The 17,101-nt window shown below is 57.2% G+C and carries 11 protein-coding genes; 8 read left to right on the top strand and 3 right to left on the bottom strand.

The window, feature by feature from the left end; translation table 11 throughout:
* Positions 1-122: 122 nt before the first annotated feature.
* The 3 genes from GSQ91_RS01080 (at position 123) to GSQ91_RS01070 (ending at position 4,498) form a co-directional block, all read left to right on the top strand.
* On the top strand, positions 123-1,469 hold the full coding sequence (locus GSQ91_RS01080) for a nitrate/sulfonate/bicarbonate ABC transporter ATP-binding protein (protein ID WP_158819400.1): 1,347 nt from the start codon (positions 123-125) through the stop codon (positions 1,467-1,469).
* Positions 1,466-3,238, top strand: a complete 1,773-nt coding sequence (locus GSQ91_RS01075) for an ABC transporter permease subunit (protein WP_158819399.1) — start codon at positions 1,466-1,468, stop codon at positions 3,236-3,238. Before GSQ91_RS01080 ends, GSQ91_RS01075 begins: the two co-directional genes overlap by 4 nt.
* A 126-nt stretch (positions 3,239-3,364) precedes the next feature.
* Positions 3,365-4,498: a TIGR03435 family protein gene (locus GSQ91_RS01070; RefSeq protein ID WP_158819398.1), complete on the top strand. Its 1,134-nt coding sequence runs from the start codon at positions 3,365-3,367 to the stop codon at positions 4,496-4,498.
* Positions 4,499-4,512: 14 nt separating this feature from the next.
* On the opposite strand, the gene GSQ91_RS01065 is transcribed toward GSQ91_RS01070, so the two are convergent.
* From GSQ91_RS01065 to GSQ91_RS01055, 3 genes are all read right to left on the bottom strand, one after another.
* Positions 4,513-7,230 carry a carboxypeptidase-like regulatory domain-containing protein gene (locus GSQ91_RS01065; protein WP_158819397.1) on the bottom strand — a complete coding sequence of 906 codons (2,718 nt, stop codon included), beginning with the start codon at positions 7,228-7,230 and terminating at the stop codon, positions 4,513-4,515.
* Positions 7,231-7,507: 277 nt separating this feature from the next.
* On the bottom strand, positions 7,508-10,129 hold the full coding sequence (locus tag GSQ91_RS01060) for an ADOP family duplicated permease (protein WP_158819396.1): 2,622 nt from the start codon (positions 10,127-10,129) through the stop codon (positions 7,508-7,510).
* A complete protein-coding gene (locus tag GSQ91_RS01055) occupies positions 10,126-10,473 on the bottom strand; it encodes a PadR family transcriptional regulator (RefSeq protein ID WP_158819395.1) in 348 nt (115 codons plus the stop codon). Before GSQ91_RS01055 ends, GSQ91_RS01060 begins: the two co-directional genes overlap by 4 nt.
* Positions 10,474-10,740: 267 nt before the next feature.
* Here GSQ91_RS01055 and GSQ91_RS01050 point away from each other — a divergent pair, with 267 nt between their 5' ends.
* The 5 genes from GSQ91_RS01050 to GSQ91_RS01030 all read left to right on the top strand — a co-directional run bounded on the left by GSQ91_RS01050 (position 10,741) and on the right by GSQ91_RS01030 (position 16,959).
* Positions 10,741-11,550 (top strand): TIGR03435 family protein, encoded by an 810-nt coding sequence (locus tag GSQ91_RS01050; RefSeq protein ID WP_254064301.1) that lies wholly within the window; start codon positions 10,741-10,743, stop codon positions 11,548-11,550.
* Between the two features lie 34 nt (positions 11,551-11,584).
* Complete coding sequence (locus tag GSQ91_RS01045) at positions 11,585-12,505, top strand: TIGR03435 family protein (RefSeq protein ID WP_254064300.1); 921 nt, start codon at positions 11,585-11,587, stop codon at positions 12,503-12,505.
* A gap of 352 nt (positions 12,506-12,857) precedes the next feature.
* A complete protein-coding gene (locus tag GSQ91_RS01040) occupies positions 12,858-14,171 on the top strand; it encodes a transposase (protein WP_158819393.1) in 1,314 nt (437 codons plus the stop codon).
* Positions 14,172-14,479: 308 nt separating this feature from the next.
* The gene (locus GSQ91_RS01035) at positions 14,480-14,863 is read left to right on the top strand and encodes a BlaI/MecI/CopY family transcriptional regulator (RefSeq protein WP_158819392.1); all 384 of its coding nucleotides are present in this window, start codon (positions 14,480-14,482) and stop codon (positions 14,861-14,863) included.
* The gene (locus tag GSQ91_RS01030) at positions 14,863-16,959 is read left to right on the top strand and encodes a M56 family metallopeptidase (protein ID WP_158819391.1); all 2,097 of its coding nucleotides are present in this window, start codon (positions 14,863-14,865) and stop codon (positions 16,957-16,959) included. Before GSQ91_RS01035 ends, GSQ91_RS01030 begins: the two co-directional genes overlap by 1 nt.
* The last annotated feature ends 142 nt before the right edge of the window (positions 16,960-17,101 follow it).

The following is a 17,101-nucleotide window of genomic DNA, read 5'->3' as shown; positions in this document are numbered from 1 at the left end:
TAATGCGATCAGGAGATGATGTAGAGATAACTGTGAGAAATTCCACCAGCTGTTTAACTGTCGTGCCTGTGCGGTGACGGTTTCATCTGCGAAGCAGGGTGGGCTTAGGAAACCGCTGGACTATGCAAACTTCGATCATTCGAGCCGAGCAGATTGAGAAGTATTACGCGCAACCGAGCGAGAACCGCATCCAGGTCATCTCGCCTACGGACCTTTCTATCGTTGAGGGGCAGATCGTTGCGCTGCTGGGGCCGTCGGGCTCGGGGAAGTCGACGCTGCTGCGTATGCTGACGGGCCTTTCGGCGCCATCTGCCGGACAGGTGTACTGGCATGAGAAGCCGGTTGCCACGGCGGATATGAACGTGTCCATCGTCTTCCAGAGCTTTGCGCTCTTTCCGTGGCTGACTGTGCTGGAGAACGTAGAGGCCCCGCTGAAGGCTCGCGGCATGGATGCGGACGAGCGCCGTCGGCGGACGTTGGCGATTCTGGATACGGTCGGTCTCGACGGCTTCCAGGCGGCCTATCCGAAGGAGCTCTCGGGCGGTATGCGGCAGAGGGTGGGCTTTGCCCGGGCTCTGGTCGTCGAGCCGGAGGTGCTGTTCATGGATGAGCCCTTCTCCGCGCTCGATGTGCTGACGGCGGAGAACCTGCGCAGCGAACTGCTGGAGCTTTGGCAGAAGAAAACCATCCCCACGAAAGCCATCTTCCTCGTCACGCACAATATCGAAGAGGCGGTGCTGTTGGCCGACCGAATTATCGTGCTGGGCCGTAATCCTGGGCGCGTTCGAACGGACTTCGAGGTAAATCTCGCGCATCCGCGGGACCGGAAGGGACCGGCGTTTCACCAGCTCGTCGACTACATCTACAAGGTACTGACCCAGCCGGAGGAGCAGCCGCCGGAGTTGCCGCAGACTGGCGACGGCCAGACCCGCAGCAAACAGCGGCCCAAGCAGTATCAGATGCTGCCGCATGCGCGGCCTGGCGGCATCGCAGGGCTGCTGGAGCTACTGGAAGACCACAGCGGCAAATACGACATGTATCACCTGGCCGATGACCTCGCCTTTGAGATCGACCACCTTCTGCCGATCGTGGATGCGGCACAGATGCTGGGGTTCCTCACTGTGAGCGATGGAACTGCCGTCATCACTCCACTGGGGGCAGAGTATGCCAACTCCGAGATCCTGCGGCAGAAGGAGCTCTTCCGCGAGGCGGCTATCGAGCATGTCCTTCTGCTACGGCAGATCGTGCGCGCGATCGAGGCCAAGAGCGACCATACCGTTCATGAGGAGTTCTTCCACGACATGCTGGATGAACAGTTCACCGAGGAAGAGACCATTCGTCAATTGGAGACGGCGGTGAACTGGGGACGGTACGCGGAGCTGTTTGATTTTGACGCCTCGCGCCGCCGTTTTGTGCAGGCAGAAAAGCTCGACACTGAGACGGAATCCACGGTGGAGAGCGGCGCTTGATTCGGCTTCCTGGCAGCTTGAGTTCGATCCGTGGCCGCGAGACCCTGGCACGCTCGCAGGCGCTGAAGCGCACCTGGCCGGTGGTGATGGATCTGTGCGTCGCGGCCATCGGACTTGCCTGCTTTTATGGCGTGGTACGCATCGCCCATTACTGGTTTGGGCATGCTGAGCCGGAGATCGTTATCTCGCTCAGTCCACGTGCGCTGCCGCTCTATGCGTTCTATTCGGTAGTCCGCGTTGGTCTGGCGTATGTGTTGAGTCTGCTCTTCGCTGTTGGTTACGGATACGTCGCCGCTTATAGCCGTCGGTTAGAGCCGCTGATGGTGGCGGGGCTGGATATCTGCCAGTCGATTCCGGTGCTGAGCTTTTTGCCGGGTGTGATGCTGGCGATGGTGGCGCTTTTCCCGACGAGGCAGATCGGCGTTGAGATGGGCGCTATCGTGCTCATCTTTACCGGCGAAGTGTGGAACATGGCCTTCAGCTTCTACTCGTCGATCAAGAGCATTCCCCGAGAGCTGAGCGAGGCCTCCACTATCTATGGCTTTTCGCGCTGGCAGCGGTTGTGGCAGCTTGAGCTGCCGTATGGGGCGATCGGGTTGGTGTGGAACTCGATGGTGTCCGTGGCCGGCGGATGGTTCTTCCTCATGGCGTGCGAGATGTTTGTGCTGGGCACGCGGGATTTTCGTCTGCCGGGGCTCGGCTCCTATTTGCAGACTGCCGCGAGCAATAACGATACGCGCGCGATCATCATGGGGCTGGCTGTGATGATCGGTATCATTGTGGCCATCGACCAGTTGATCTGGCGGCCAGCGATCGCCTGGAGCGATAAGTTCAAGTTCGAGCAGGTGGAGGGTGGAGCGCGTGTACGTTCGCCGTTGCTGCACCTGTTAACGCACTCCGGGGCGCTGCGTACGCTGCGCCGCCACACGCTGACTCCGATGTCGGAGAGCATCTATTGCTCGCTGGCAGAACGACGGACCAAGCGAATGAATCAGGAGAGTGTGGCCCCAGAGAAGAAGGGCATTGCCTGGTTTCGCTGGCTGGCCGTGCTGCTGGCTCTTGGGGGCGTGATCTATCTGGCGTCGGAAGCACTGGTCTTGCTTCGGGAGGTAAGAGCGCCACAGTTGGGTGCGGTTTTGCGCGGCGCTGCTGCTACCTTCCTGCGCGTGAATGTGTCTCTGCTCATTGCTGCGGCGTGGACGATTCCGGTGGGCGTTGCTATCGGGTTCAATCCCAAGCTGGCGCGGATTGCTCAACCTCTCGCGCAGATCGCGGCTTCCGTGCCGGCGACGGCGTTGTTTCCCATCATCCTGCTGGCGCTTATCCGGGTGGGCGGAGGTATGGGGATCGCGTCGATCCTGCTGATGCTGATCGGGACGCAGTGGTACATCCTGTTCAACGTGATCGCCGGGGCGATGGCGATTCCGTCCGATCTGCGCGAGGTGGCACAGCTCTTCCACTTCGGCACGATTCAGCGCTGGCGCACGGTCATCCTGCCGGGCATCTTTCCGTTCCTGATTACGGGTATGGTTACGGCATCGGGCGGCGCCTGGAACGCAAGCATCATTGCCGAATACTTCCACCTGAATAACCAGACGATGCAGACCGTCGGCCTGGGTGCGCAGATCAGCTCGGCAACGGACCATGGCGAGTTCCATCTGCTGCTGCTCTCCACGATTGTGATGGCGCTGATGGTGGTGACGATCAACCGGCTGGTGTGGCGACCGCTGTATCGTCTGTCGGAAACACGCTATAAGCTTGACGCGTAGGGTGTAGCTACTGAGTTAGGTTCTATCCGTCTACCGCGCATCGTCTTACTGCTATAAAGGCACGGTGTCGTTTTATCCGCCGGGTCCTGGTCGGAAGTCTGCAAACAGGTTTTCAGGAGATTCTTTATGAAGAAGATGTTTCTGTGGATCGTCGCGTTCGCAACCCTGGTGGGGAGCGCTCTGCGCGCCCAGGACATCACCGGAGCCTGGCAGGGAACACTGACTCCGCCCAACGGTAAAGAGTTGCGGATTGTCCTACAACTCTCGAAGGACGATGAGCGGCTGAAGGCTGTCATGTACAGCATCGACCAAGGCGGACAGCCTTTCAAAGCCTCTTCCGCTAAATTTGTTGATTCGACTCTAAAGGTCGAGCTCATCATCGGCAGTTATGAGGGCAAGCTGAGTGCGGACGGTAAGACGATCACGGGAAACTGGACCCAGGGGACACCCCTGCCGTTGAACCTCGTGCGTGCGACCAAAGAGACGGCCTGGGAGATTCCAGAGCCTCCGAAGCCGCCGAAGCTGATGGCGGCGGACGCCGATCCGTCGTTTGACGTGGCGACCATTAAGCCGAACGACTCCGGAGCCACGAGCCTGCAGCAGCTTACGATGAATGGCCGTAACTTCACAATCCGCAACGGTTCTCTTGTGGACCTGATTGCATTTGCGTACGAGGTTCAGGCGAAACAGATCGAGGGCGGTCCTGCGTGGATGGATAAGGATCGATACGACATCGCCGCGGTTCCTGACAAGGAAGGGACACCGAATCCCCAACAGATTAGAAGCATGATTCGAAAGCTGCTGGCCGACCGCTTCAGCCTGAAGTTCCATCACGACAAACGAGAGCTCTCGGCGTTTGTGCTTACGGTAGGGAAGAATGGGCAGAAGCTGACGCCAACCCAGTTGAATGGGCCGCTGCCTGGTCTCGGCTTTGGGCCTGGGAAGGGCGGCCTGTCGTTGCGAGTCATTAACGGAACGATGGTGGATTTTACCGGTTTTCTTCAGTCACTCGTTCTGGATCGGCCGGTAGTGGACCAGACAGGACTTACGGGAAAATTTGACTTCACCTTCACGTTCACGCCCGATGATTCGGAGTTCAACGGGCATCCGCCGCAACTGCCAAAGCAGGCCGACGATGTTGAGGCAGCGCCTGGACTATTCGATGCGATTCAGCAGCAGATTGGGTTGAAGCTGGATGCGAAGAAGACACCAGTCGACGTGATCGTCATCGACCATGTGGACAAGCCCTCTGCGAATTAAATACGGGAGCCTGGCTAGAACGAAATCGCCGTATGCAGCGTGATGGTGCGGTTCGCTGCAGAGGTGCTCAGAAAATTGTTGGACGTGGAGATCGGCTGCCCGAAGAAGGGTGAGGTCAGTACGCCGACAGGCTGCGCTGGGCTGACTGAGTTGGTTACATTCTGTGCTTCCACAGAAAACACCAACTCATAGCGCGGATCGGGCGGAGGTATTGATTTTCCAGGTGCAGAATCGTCCGGATTGGCCGGTCGCGAGCCGAACTTCCACGTCTTGCTCGCCTGCAGTTGCAAGGATACAAACGGTCCCGCCGAGTGCCCGTAGTCCACGGGAATGATCTTCTCGCCGGGCTGCGGATTAATGTCCAGATTGCCGTAGATCGTATGCACCACATTGGCTGGGTTTGAGGCTGATGTAGCGAACGATGGGCGGTCGTCATAGATGGTGTCGCCGTTGTTATCTGAGCCTGTCGTGATGTTGAAGGGCGAGCCGGAGCGTGCCGTTAGAAATAATCCAGTGCGCAGGCCCCACTTCAGGCCGGCATTCATGCCGACATAGGCGGCTTGATGACGATCCGATGGGCTGCGACCGTAGTCCTGGTGAATGTCGTAGCTGTTGGAGGCAAAGCTGGTCTCGCCGAAGGTGTCGGAGTTTTGGCGCTTGAAGTTGAAGTGGCCCCACATGGTGATGTTCTTGTTGATCGTTATCCGCGGATCTATGTAGAGCCAGTTCCCGCGACCCTCAGCGCCGGAGGAGAACTCGTAGATGTTTCCTGCTGCCGTACCGTAAGGCCGCGTACCATCGGTGCGTGGTGCGTTGGCGTTGATCGAAACCCACTGGTGCTCCTGCACTTTGTTCAGATAGGTTACCGAGATGGAACCGTGCTTGCCCAGGTTGAACTCGGCGCTCGCGCCGGAATCAATCTCATACTCGGAGCGGAAGCCGGGGGCCACCCGATAAATCGTCGGCGGTGTTGCGGCTCCTAACTGTGCTGCGGGCGGAATATCGTTCACAAAGAAATCCGGATTGGTAACTGTATACGTCTGCTGCAACTTGGGATTGTTTTGCCGCACGGCGGTCATCAGGTCCGCAATCGGGAAGCGGTCATAGAAGATGCCGGATCCTATGCGCAGCACTACTGGAGCGGTCTTGCTGCCGGTCTGGTGCAGCGCCCACGCCAGGCCAAAATGCGGCGAGGGGTCGAAGTGATCCGGAATCGCCGACTGCGACTCCAATCGGAAGCCAAGGTCCGCGGTGACATCCTTGCGTAGCTGCCATTCATCTTCTGCCCACAGCGCCGCATCGCCGGTGATGACGCGGAAGTTCGCCTTGCCCGTCGTCAATTGAAACTGCGAGGCGCTTGGCGTTCCCAGCACCGACGCCTGATAGCTGGCCAGACTCGTAAACGTGAATGTTCCATTGAAACCTGCCGTCGACAGATTGGCATCGCGGTACAGACGGTACCGCCCGCCCGCGCGGATGAGGTGCTTACCGCGCTCATAGGTTCCATCTTCCTGAAACTCGAACTGGTCCTGGTTGTCGTGGTAGGCCTGCGAGGGGCTTCCTCCTGCACTTACTGTGCCCTCTACCGTGATCGTAGGCGCGGTGCTCACAGGGTTCTGGTCTGTGCGTGCGCGAATCCATTCAAAGCGTGAATCGACCTCGGCGTTCGCGCTAACGATCTGCGTATTTCTTAGCTGCAGTGTTTGCGCGGTCTGGGTGGAGTTGTAGGCTTCGCTCGGCAGTACGTACTGGCTCAAGCCGCCATTGGTCTGGGCCGCGCGGTCGAACTCATAACGGCCTGTGAGCGTGTTATTCGTCGACCATTGGCGGTCCAACCGCGCGCTATAGTGTTCTGTCTGCGTCGGATCGGGCAATGCCTCGGAGAGGCTATAGATGCCGCCGGTACTGTTGACCGACTGCGCATTGATGATCGCGTTGTTCTGTTGGTCGTAGTAGTCGGCGCTGAGAAAGAACGATGTCTTCTTGTCGATCGGCCCACTCAGTTCGCCAACCGTATGTACGCGATAGTATCCGGGCTCAGCCTCGTGCAGAAACGGGTTCTGCGAGTTGAAGGCTGAGGGATCGCCATAGACGCCTACTGAGCCGTGAATGCTGCCCGTGCCGGGCTTGGTGAAGATCTCGATGCGTCCCAGACCCATCGATTCGTACGCGGCGGAGAATGGACTCTGGTTGATCTTGACCTCGCGGATCGTGCTCTTGGGCGGAAACCCTCCTCCCGAAAAACCGTCCACATAAACCTGCGGCGGATGTGAGCCGTCGTCTCCGGCCAGCGCCAGTAACTGCTGCTGGAACGTGGCATCGTCATCGGAGAGTGCGGCCAATGAGTCTCCCTGCAGGTCCAGTCCATTTTTGTTCGAATCCTCGGAGGTGCTCATGGCGTTGGTGTTGCCGCTGACTTCGACGCTTGTCTGCGCGATAGCAATCGTCAGGCGAGCAGTAACGTTTATGGGAGATGCACTGACACGGACTTCCTTGAGAAAAGGTTCGAAACCTGGTGCTGTAACGGTGAGGTCATACGAGCTTGGGAGCATAGTCAGAGAAAATCGACCCCATGCGTCGGTTATAAGATCGCGCGTGAACGATCCGTCACGCGCGGCGATGTGCACCGCAGCCCGCGGAACGAGGGCACCAGAGGGATCAGTCACCACGCCACTGAATGCCACTGCGTGTTCTCCTTTGACGGAGGGTGCGGGAGTATTTGTACGATTCAAGCGAAAGGAACTGCCTGCTGCTGAAGCAGGGGACAAGACACATGAAAGTGCTACTGCGAGAGTGGTGAATGTGGACGCAATCATCAATGTGCTAATGCCTCATAGTGCCAAAAAAGTTTTAGTTAGAACGAACCTGTATGGGAGCGAACGCAAGGACGCAGATCTGCTGTCAGGTCTGAGGGGCAATGCCCTCCGTCCTGATGAGTCGTTCGTTCCTGAATCCGGTGTTAGTTCCTGAGTGTCTTGCGAAGCCGCAAACTTTCGCCGCTAATCTGCCTCACTCTTGCCGCATGAGCTTTGAGGTATCAACGGAAAGTGCTCGCCGGGCGGGAATAGCGATTGCCGCAGCCCCCAGCAGCGTCATCGTTAGAATCGTGCAGCCGACCACGGCTGGATCGCTCGGATCCGCCCTGTACACAATCTGCCCTAGCAGTCGGCTCGCGAAGACTCCGGCCAGCATACCCAGGGCCGATCCCACGCCAAGCAACATCATCGGTCGTCCCACTGCCGCACTCATCACTTGTATCTTGCGTGCTCCCAGGGCCACGCGGATGCCGAGCTCCTTCATGCGTCGACTCACGTTGTAGGCCGCCATGCCGAAGATGCCCGTCACCGCCAGCGCCGCTGCCAGCAGGCCCAAAATGCCCAGTGCCACTGTCGCTGCCCGCGCCGGAAATAGTTCGGTCGCCAACGTATCGTCCCAGCGTTGGACCGTGATTGGCAAGTTCCGCTCGCCCCCGTTCAACGAGCGTTCGAGTTGCGCCGCGATCTCGTTTGGCGCCAGCTTTGAGCGCAACACGAGAACCGATGCATCACTCTCGCCTTGCAACAACGGCAGGTAAACCACCGGCTGCGGTGTCTCTTGTATGTCGTGATACTTACCATCCTCCGCCACGCCGACTACTTCGGTGAGGTGGCCTGACACAAGGAAGTGTTGTCCGATCGCCGGCGTCTCTCCCCACATCTTTTGCGCAAACGTTTGGTTCACGATGGCCATATAGGGTGTCGCTGTGTTGTCCTGCCAGGAGACATCTCGCCCACTCAGTAGCCGAGTACCAGCGGCGCTCAGGTATCCCGGCGACATCGTGAACACGTACGGCGCCAGCGCAGAATTATTGAGCTTGAAGTCTTTCGTCCCGGGACGGAAGACTGGAACTCCATGCAGTCCACCGGTCATAGGCGTACGGTTTACGGAACCCGCTGCGGTTACGCCAGGAATGTTCAGGGCTGACTGAACTACCGCTTTCTCCCTCTCCGCGCTCAAGTCCAGATTGACCAATACAGCGCCGCGCGGTTGAAAGCCTAGCGGTATGTGCAACGCACGCGCCATGCCGCGCGCCGCCACAAACGACGCCATGACAAGCAGTGTGCAGATTGCAATTTGCACGCCGAGCAGCAGATCTCGCAAGGCGAAGCGACGCAGATACCTCGACCCTGCAGGTGCGCCCTTCATCATCTGCAACGGACTGTTCCGCGATGCCTGCCACGCAGGAATCATCCCAAACAAAAACGCGCTCCCCATCGTCAGGACCACGCCTGCCAGGTACACCTGTGCATCCATGCTCACTGTCAGAGTGCCGGCAAACGAAGACGACCGGTTCAGCACTCCCAGCAGCAGATGCGCGCTAACCAGCCCCACGGCTCCGCCCATCAGCGATACCAGCATCGCCTCGGTCAGCAGTTGCCTCATGAGCCTCTGGCGGCTTGATCCCAGGGCCACGCGGAGTGCCAGTTCGCGACTGCGATCTGCGGTACGCGCCGCAAACAGCATTGCCAGATTCGCGCACGCTGCTACCAGGACCAGAAGACCCAGGAAGGTCACGCTGTAGAGAAATCCGCGAATGACATCTCCCTCATCCCCAATCAGTCCCGGATGGATCAGTCGCAGCGGTTGTCCGTCATCAGTCTCCGGATGCTCCTTCGCCAACTGGGCCTCAATCGTGTTCAGCTCGTCTGTCGCCTGTTGCGACGTCACCCCTGGCTTAAGCCTTCCGATGACCGTGACAAGTGCCGATCTGCGTCCCTGAAGATTGTCGGCCCCCTCAGCCCACTGCTCGTTCTTCATCGGTATCCAGAAGTCTGGAAAGCCGAATTTCTCCGTACCGTGGAACTGTGCCGGAGTGATGCCAATCACAGTAAAAGGCTGTTTATTGATCTCCACGGCAGACCCCACTATGTCTCGGTCGCCATGAAACCTGTTCTGCCACAGTTGGTCGCTCAACACAACATAGGTCGCAGCATCCGGCCGAAGCTTGTCTTTAGGATGGAACAACTGTCCCGCCTGGGGCTGAACTCCAAGTAGATCGAAATAATTACTAGTGACTTCGTCGCCGGAGGCACTCATCACAGCGTTGCGCCAGTCCATGTCTCCATGAACGTACGCATTAATAGCAGCCATCCCGCTGAAGGTAGTGTTGCGTCGCTGGAGATCCTCGAACGCCGGATAGGACGTCGTCAGCAACCGTCCTGTCATCCACTGCTTATGACGCAACTGATACAGGTTCTGCGGCTCGCTCACAGGCAGCGGACGCAGAAGGACCGCATTCAGCACTCCGAAGACGACCACATTGGCCCCAATGCTGAGCGCCAGAGTAACCAGAGCCACGATGGTAAACGTGGGCGATTTACGGAGTGAGCGAAAAGCATAACGAACGTCGAACACCAGGGTCTCCAGGGATGGCAGCCCTTCTTCGGCGCGGTAGTTTTCCCGAATCGCCTCCACAGACCCAAACTTCAGACGAGCTTGACGACCGGCATCCCTGGGAGTCATGCCGGCGAGGATGTTTTCTTCCGTCAGAGCCGCTATATGCCATTCCATCTCTTCTCGGAGTCGTTCATCGGTGCGACGTCTCGTCGTGAAGTTCAGCAGTCGCCTGAAAGATCGATGCAGGAATCTCATGCCAGATCCTCCGCCTTCACTTCAAAGAAGCGCGCAATAATCGCCGCCGTTTGCTCCCAGTCGCGCTTTTCGGCGTTCAGCAATTTTTGTCCCGCAGGTGTCAGCCGGTAGAAGCGTGCGCGGCGGTTGTTTTCCGAGGGCCCCCAATCCGAAGATATGGCGCCCTCGTTCTCTAACCTCAGCAGCACAGGATAAAGCGTACCCTGGTTTACCGAGAGCAGGGCCCCGCTGATCTGCTCGATACGTCGGGCGATGCCGTAGCCGTGCAGCGGTCCCAGTAGCTCGAGGGTCTTCAGGAGCATCAGAGCCAGTGTTCCTTGCTGCACATCTTTTTTCTGCTTCACGCGGCCTGCTCCTTGTTCATTTGGCTTACCAACAGGAGAATGCCACAGCTCCATTGGGAAAGCAATAGGTAATTTAGAAATCTTTCTTCGGAGAGCAAAATCGAAGGCGCTCTTGCTCCCGAACCCGTTGAAATGCCCTCGGAAAAATTAGCCAGCGACGACGACATTAGCAACGGTGTTTCGTCTGACGAGTATCCGAAGTCAGAAGGGAACACCCCTATCGTGAGCGAACTCGTTACGCGCAGGCTAAATTTCAAGAGAAGGTTTGTGCTTCTTCCCGCTCTGTTGGTGCTTGTTATGCCTGGTTTGTTTGGCCAGACGAGTACAGGGCAGAGCGGAACTTCGTCGCAGTCCACTACTGCAGAGGCTAAATTGCCTGTGTTCGACGTTGTTTCGATTAAGCCGAATAGATCCGGTAGCGGGTCAATGGGCATTGAGACCCATAACGATAGTTATTTTGCAACGAATGTTTCGCTGAAGCGGCTTCTGCGGGATGCCTACGATATCAGGGAAGATCTTATCTCTGGAGTTCCAGGATGGGCGGAATCTACCAGCTTCGATATCAAAGCTAAGGTAGTTGATCCCAACCTCGATGAACTAAAGAAGCTCACCGGCGAACAGCGCCGGTCGATGCTGCAATCATTTCTGGCGGACCGCTTTCAATTAAAGGTTCACATCGAAACCAAGGAGCTTCCAGTCTATGAGCTGGTCGTTACGAAGGGCAGTCCCAAGTTCCACGAAGCCGCATCCGGCAATGGATCTGCCGATGGTGGCAAGACTCCGGGCATGTGGATACACAACAACGAACTTACCGCAACGGCCATTCCTTTGACTTCACTGGCAGCTATGCTATCGCGGCAGTTACACCGCACGGTTCTGGATAAGACGGGGCTCACGGGAAAATATGATCTGGATTTGAAGTGGGCGCCGGATGATGGCCAAGATCCGTCGCCAGACTCTTCCGCACCTTCCATCTTCACGGCCTTGCAGGAGCAGCTTGGTCTAAAGCTCCAATCCTCCAGGGGACCCGTAGAAACTCTCGTAGTCGATCGCGTCGAGATGCCTTCGGAAAATTAGCGGATAACGGGAACATCGGGCGGATAGGCTTCGTATGATGGGTATCAAGCCTGGGAAGGGACTGATACTCATCATGGACGAGCGGGTTTCGCGTACGTTGGGTTGCACCAGAAGTCTTGTGTTTCTTTCTGCCTTGTTCGTAGTCCTTGTGCCGGGAGTGTTCGGTCAGACCAATGCGGGCCAAAGCGGAACTGCCTCGCAGGCCACGAGGACGGAGACCAGGGTTCCTGCGTTTGATGTTGTCTCGATCAAGCCCAATAAGTCTAGTAGTGGCAATAACAACAGCACCAGTTTCAGTAGCGAAAGTTTCTCTGCCACGAATGTTTCAGTGAAGATGCTTCTTGAAGATGCCTACGACGTCAAACAGGATCTGATCTATGGTTTGCCCGGCTGGGCGAGCTCTGACCGGTTCGACATCAATGCGAAGATCGTCGAACCAGACCTGGAGCTGCTAAAGAAGCTCACGCCTAAACAGGCCGAGGGGATGCTGCAGGCAATTCTGGTGGATCGTTTTCAGCTGAAGGTCCACACCGAAACGAAGACACTTCCGGTCTACGAGATGGTTGTGGTGAAGGACGGACCCAAGTTCAAGGCATCCGCGCCAGAAGGTTCCCCGGAAGACAAAAGTCCGAATGGCGTAGCTCGCGGTGCAATGACGGTTCAGAGTTCGGTTCAGAATACGGAACTAACCGGCCACGCTATTCCACTGGCGTCTTTGGCGAACATGTTGACGGATCAACTGCATCGCACCGTTATCGATAAGACGGGGCTTACGGGCCAATACGATCTCCTATTGAAGTGGACCGCCGACGATGGGACGGATGCATCCTCTGACTCTTCTACCCCTTCCATCTTCACGGCCTTACAGGAGCAGCTTGGTCTAAAGCTGCAATCCGCCAAGGGGCCGGTAGATACGCTCGTCGTCGACCGTGTCGAGCTGCCTTCGGAGAATTAGAGCGATATCAAAGAAGTTATATCCAGTGCATTTGTTTTTTGTATTGCCTCAGAAGCGTCATCCTGAGCGGAGCGTCCCAGCTTTTGGGGACGCGCAGTCGAAGGACCCCGAAGAACTCTACTGGTCCAATACGGTTCGAGCCATTTCAACCACTAGATTCTTGCTACTTCTGGAACCACTGATGTGTGCGGCGGAAAGGTACAAGCTGCAGACGTAGCGTAAGAATCTTCGGGGTCCTTCGACTGCGTAGCCCGCAAAGTACGCGAGCTACTTCGCTCAGAGCGTGTGACTTTTTTGTTATTTGAGAGTTGGCAGTAGGTTTTAAACAGGGTGAGCAGCTACAACGGGAGAGATGAGAGAACAGCGGTTGAGTGGATTGCGTCTGCGTAAACCGGAGCGAGGCCAGCTGGGTTGGGTAGCGCAGTGTGCTGATGATCTTGTGGGAGCGAACCATCCAGTTCGTTCGGTAGCGGCGGTGGTGGAGCAGCTGGATGTATCGGGGTTCTACGAGCCGATCAAGGCCCGAGCGGGTGTGAGTGGCCGTGACAGCACCGATCCTCAGCTGTTGGTTGGACTATGGCTGTATGGCTGCATCCGTGGGGTCGGGTCTGCGCGTGAGTTGGCGCGGCGTTGCGAAGAGAGCGCACCGTTTCTATGGCTATGCGGTGGGGTGACAGTAAATCATCGTCTTCTGTCGGACTTCCGCACCGATCATGGAGCTGCGCTGGACGCTTTATTTACGCAGGTGATTGCATCCCTGGTGGATAAGGACATCGTGAAGGTGAGCCGTATCAGCCAGGATGGAGTGCGGGTGCGGGTAAGCGCTGGGGCGAGCAGCTTCCGTCGTGAAGAGCGTCTGCAGGAGTTGTTGAGTCAGGCCCGGGAGCATGTGGAACAGTTGCGCCAGCAGGTCGATGGCGGGGTGGCGGCGGAGTTGAGCGCGCGGCAGAAGGCGGCTCGCAAGAAGTCTGCCGAGCAGAGGCTCGCACGTCTGGAGCAAGCCGTGGCGCAACTGCCTGAGCTCCAGCAGAAGCAGGCCGAAGCGGAGCGGCGGGCCGGTAAGGGTAAGCACGGAGAGAAGATACGCCAGCGGCAACCACGGGTGAGCACGACCGATCCCGAAGCCCGGCGCATGAAGATGCCCAACGGAGGCTTCAACCCGGCGGTGAACGTACAACTGGCTACCGATACCAGTAGCCGCGCCATCGTGGGAGTCGATGTCACGAGCGAAGGAACCGACAGTGTTGGTCTGAGTACACCCATGCGCCAGCAGGTGGAGCAGCGTACTGGCAAGACAGTCCAACAGCACCTGATCGACGGCGGTTACCTGCGTAAGGACGATATCGAAAATGCAGGCGAGGTAGATCTGTTCGTTCCGCCTAAACCGGCCAAATCAGCCGCTAAGCGCGGCCGTGAGCTGGAACCAAAACGTGGCGACAGCCCGGCAGTGCTGCGCTGGAAGAAGCGCATGGCCAGCCCCGAAGGGAAGGAAATCTATAAGCTACGAGCCGCCACCAGCGAGACCGCCAACGCCGACCTCCGAACCCACAGGGGACTTACACAGATGACCATCCGAGGTGCCGCCAAGATGCGTTGCGTCGCTCTATGGTGCGCCCTCGCCTACAACATCTTCCATTTCGCTCAGAACCTGCTCGGAAGAGCATAAATACGGCTCCAAACACTCCCTTCGCACCAAGCGCCACTGCTCCACCTTCTATCCCCAACCTACAAAAGCGGAAACCGCTTCTGCCTCGATCCCTCAAAAATCAAAAAGTCACAGGCTCTCAGGATGACGATCCCGAGGGGGATTGAAATACAAATCGTGTTAGGTATGATTTCTCGGATACTAGCAGTATTTCAGCGATGAAATAGGGGCGAACCGGCTTCCCATCTCACCTCTTGCTATCTATCAAACAGTCGTGGTAGTGTTTACCACATATGTAGTAGATACACCCACAGAGGTAGTTGATAGCGATGGCCGGACCTAAACTGACGAAGCTCGAACTGAAGATCATGGATACGCTTTGGACCCGAGGCGAGTCCTCCATCCGTGAGATACAGGAGGCTTTTCCTGAAAAGGGAAGGCCCGCCTATACAACGATCCAGACGACCATGTATCGCATGGAGGCGAAGAATATCCTGCGCCGTGTGAGGAAGGTAGGAAACTTTCACGTCTTTGAGGCGGCGATCTCTCGCGACGCGGCGCAACGGAGGCTGATCGACGATCTTCTTGCCCTCTTCGGCGGACGCACACAGCCTGTGATGGCGCACCTGATCGAATCCGGCAAGCTGACGTTGGACGATGTGAAAGAAGCGGAGAAGACGCTCCGTAAGCTGGAGAGAAAGGACAAGGCATAATGCCACAATCCTTATCTGCAGCATGGACAGTCATCGCACCAGAGATGGGCAATCATCTTTGGCAGTCGACCGTTGTGGTGTTGATGGCGTGGTTCCTTACGCTGGCTCTGCGGAACAATCATGCCAGGACTCGCTATTGGGTGTGGATGATTGCGTCCTTGAAGTTTTTAGTTCCATTCTCGCTTCTCATCGCCGCCGGTGAATCGCTTCGCGCGAAAATCGCTGCCCCCATTCAACAACCAGCGTTTGACGCCGTGATGGGGAAGTTCACTCAGCCGTTTGCCTGGACTTCATCGCATGCTACTGCTGCCTATACCGGCGCAACTCCTGTTCTCGCTCCAGGCCACACGAATGTTTGGCCATTAATATTGCTCGCGGTTTGGCTCTTCGGCGCGCTCGTTATCGTGTTTTCGTGGACGCGCAGTTGGTGGAAGATTCGTTCCATCGTCCGCGCATCTTCTCCGATGACGCTGCTGGCCGAGGTGCCTGTTCTCTCTTCTCCCAACCTGCTTGAGCCCGGCATCTTTGGTATCGTGCGTCCTGTGCTTCTGCTGCCGAAGGGGATCGACGAGCGTCTGACCTCGCCGCAACTCAGCACGATCATTGTCCATGAGATGTGCCACGTTCGGCGGCGCGATAACCTCACTGCTACCCTCCATATGTTGGTAGCAGCCATCTTCTGGTTTCATCCCGCAGCGTGGTGGATCAAAGCCCGCCTGTTGGAGGAGCGTGAGCGGGCCTGCGATGAAGCCGTGCTGCAGTCGGGCAACGACGCACCGCTTTATGCCGAGAGCATCCTCAACGTCTGTAAGTTCTATTTGGAGTCACCACTGGCCTGCGTCTCAGGAATTACGGGGGCGGACCTCAAGCGGCGCATCGTCCACATTATGGCGGAGCAGGCAGCTCACAAGCTCGATCTCAGCAGGAAGCTTCTGCTTTGCCTGGCTGGAATCGTCGCTGTGGCGATGCCGGTCGTCTTTGGCCTGGTCCATATCAATCATGTTCATGCTCAAACTACGGTTGAGAGCTCGACTGGGATTACCGGGACCTGGCAGGGCACTTTGAAGACCGATCGAGATCTCCGGATCGTCCTGAAGCTCTCGAAGAACGATGGAAAATTAAAGGCTGTCTTGTACCCCATCGATGACGGGGCGCAACCAGTCACAGCTTCTTCGGCCACTCTGGTTGACTCGACTTTCAAGGCGGAACTAGGCTTCGGCAACTATGAAGGGACGTTGAGCGCGGACGGTACATCCATTACGGGAAACTTGAGCCGGGGGGGCAATCCATTGCCGTTGAATCTGGTGCGTGCAACCCAGGAGACGGCATGGGAGATCCCGGCGTTTGTGCCGCAGAAGGAGATGCCGGCTGATGCCGATCCCTCCTTTGAGGTAGCGACGATTAAGCCGAACGACTCCGGGGCTCCTAACATGCAGAGGCTTGGTTTTATTGGGCATAACTTTACTACGCTCAACTCGTCGTTGGGGGACCTGATTGCCTTTGCATACGGAGTTCAATCAAAACAGATTCTGGGAGTGCCGGATTGGGTGGGCAAAGATCGCTACGATATTGCCGCGATACCAGTGCCGGAGGGAATGCCAACTCCTCAGCAATCGCAGATCATGATTCAAAAGTTGCTGGCGGACCGGTTTCAATTGAAGTTCCATCACGACAAGAGAGAGCTCTCGGCGTTTGTGTTGACGGTTGGAAAGGATGGACCAAAGCTGAGTCCAGCGCAATCTGACGGACCGAACCGTGGCTTTGGAATGCGGCCCGCACCAGGAGGGCTGACAATCCCCGTGGTCAATGTGACGATGACGGACTTTACGGGCTTTCTGCAAATGATGGTGCTTGACCGGCCAGTTGTAGACCAGACTGGTCTTTCCGGAAGGTTCGATTTCAGCCTTACCTTCGCGCCCGACGATTCGCAGTTCCATGGGCATGCGCCAATCGCGATTACAAAGGCGCCCGATGGTGTTGAAGAACCACCGGGATTCTTTGAGGCGATCCAGCGGCTCGGGCTGAAGCTGGAGGCGAAGAAGACTCCAACCGACGTTCTGGTCATCGATCACGTGGAAAAACCCTCCGCGAATTAGCCTGAGGCGATTACATCGGCAGGCTTGCTGCGTCTGACGAGTATCGAAGTCAAGAGTGGATGGTCGTTGTTGACCCTGTTGAGATGCTTTCTAAAGGCTCAAGATGGAGAAATAACGCGAGTGCTGGGAACATTTAGCGGGA

It is taken from the genome of Granulicella sp. S156 (assembly GCF_009766105.1).
Taxonomy (GTDB): Bacteria; Acidobacteriota; Terriglobia; order Terriglobales; family Acidobacteriaceae; genus Granulicella.
This window is presented reverse-complemented; position numbering and strand designations above follow the sequence as displayed.

What these genes read in the sequence shown, in the direction of transcription:
- GSQ91_RS01045 (WP_254064300.1), top strand. Translation starts at nt 11,585, where the DNA reads ATGATGGGTATCAAGCCTGGGAAGGGACTGATACTCATCATGGACGAG.
- GSQ91_RS01040 (WP_158819393.1), top strand. Translation starts at nt 12,858, where the DNA reads ATGAGAGAACAGCGGTTGAGTGGATTGCGTCTGCGTAAACCGGAGCGA.
- GSQ91_RS01070 (WP_158819398.1), top strand. Translation starts at nt 3,365, where the DNA reads ATGAAGAAGATGTTTCTGTGGATCGTCGCGTTCGCAACCCTGGTGGGG.
- GSQ91_RS01080 (WP_158819400.1), top strand. Translation starts at nt 123, where the DNA reads ATGCAAACTTCGATCATTCGAGCCGAGCAGATTGAGAAGTATTACGCG.
- GSQ91_RS01060 (WP_158819396.1), bottom strand. Translation starts at nt 10,129, where the DNA reads ATGAGATTCCTGCATCGATCTTTCAGGCGACTGCTGAACTTCACGACG.
- GSQ91_RS01035 (WP_158819392.1), top strand. Translation starts at nt 14,480, where the DNA reads ATGGCCGGACCTAAACTGACGAAGCTCGAACTGAAGATCATGGATACG.
- GSQ91_RS01030 (WP_158819391.1), top strand. Translation starts at nt 14,863, where the DNA reads ATGCCACAATCCTTATCTGCAGCATGGACAGTCATCGCACCAGAGATG.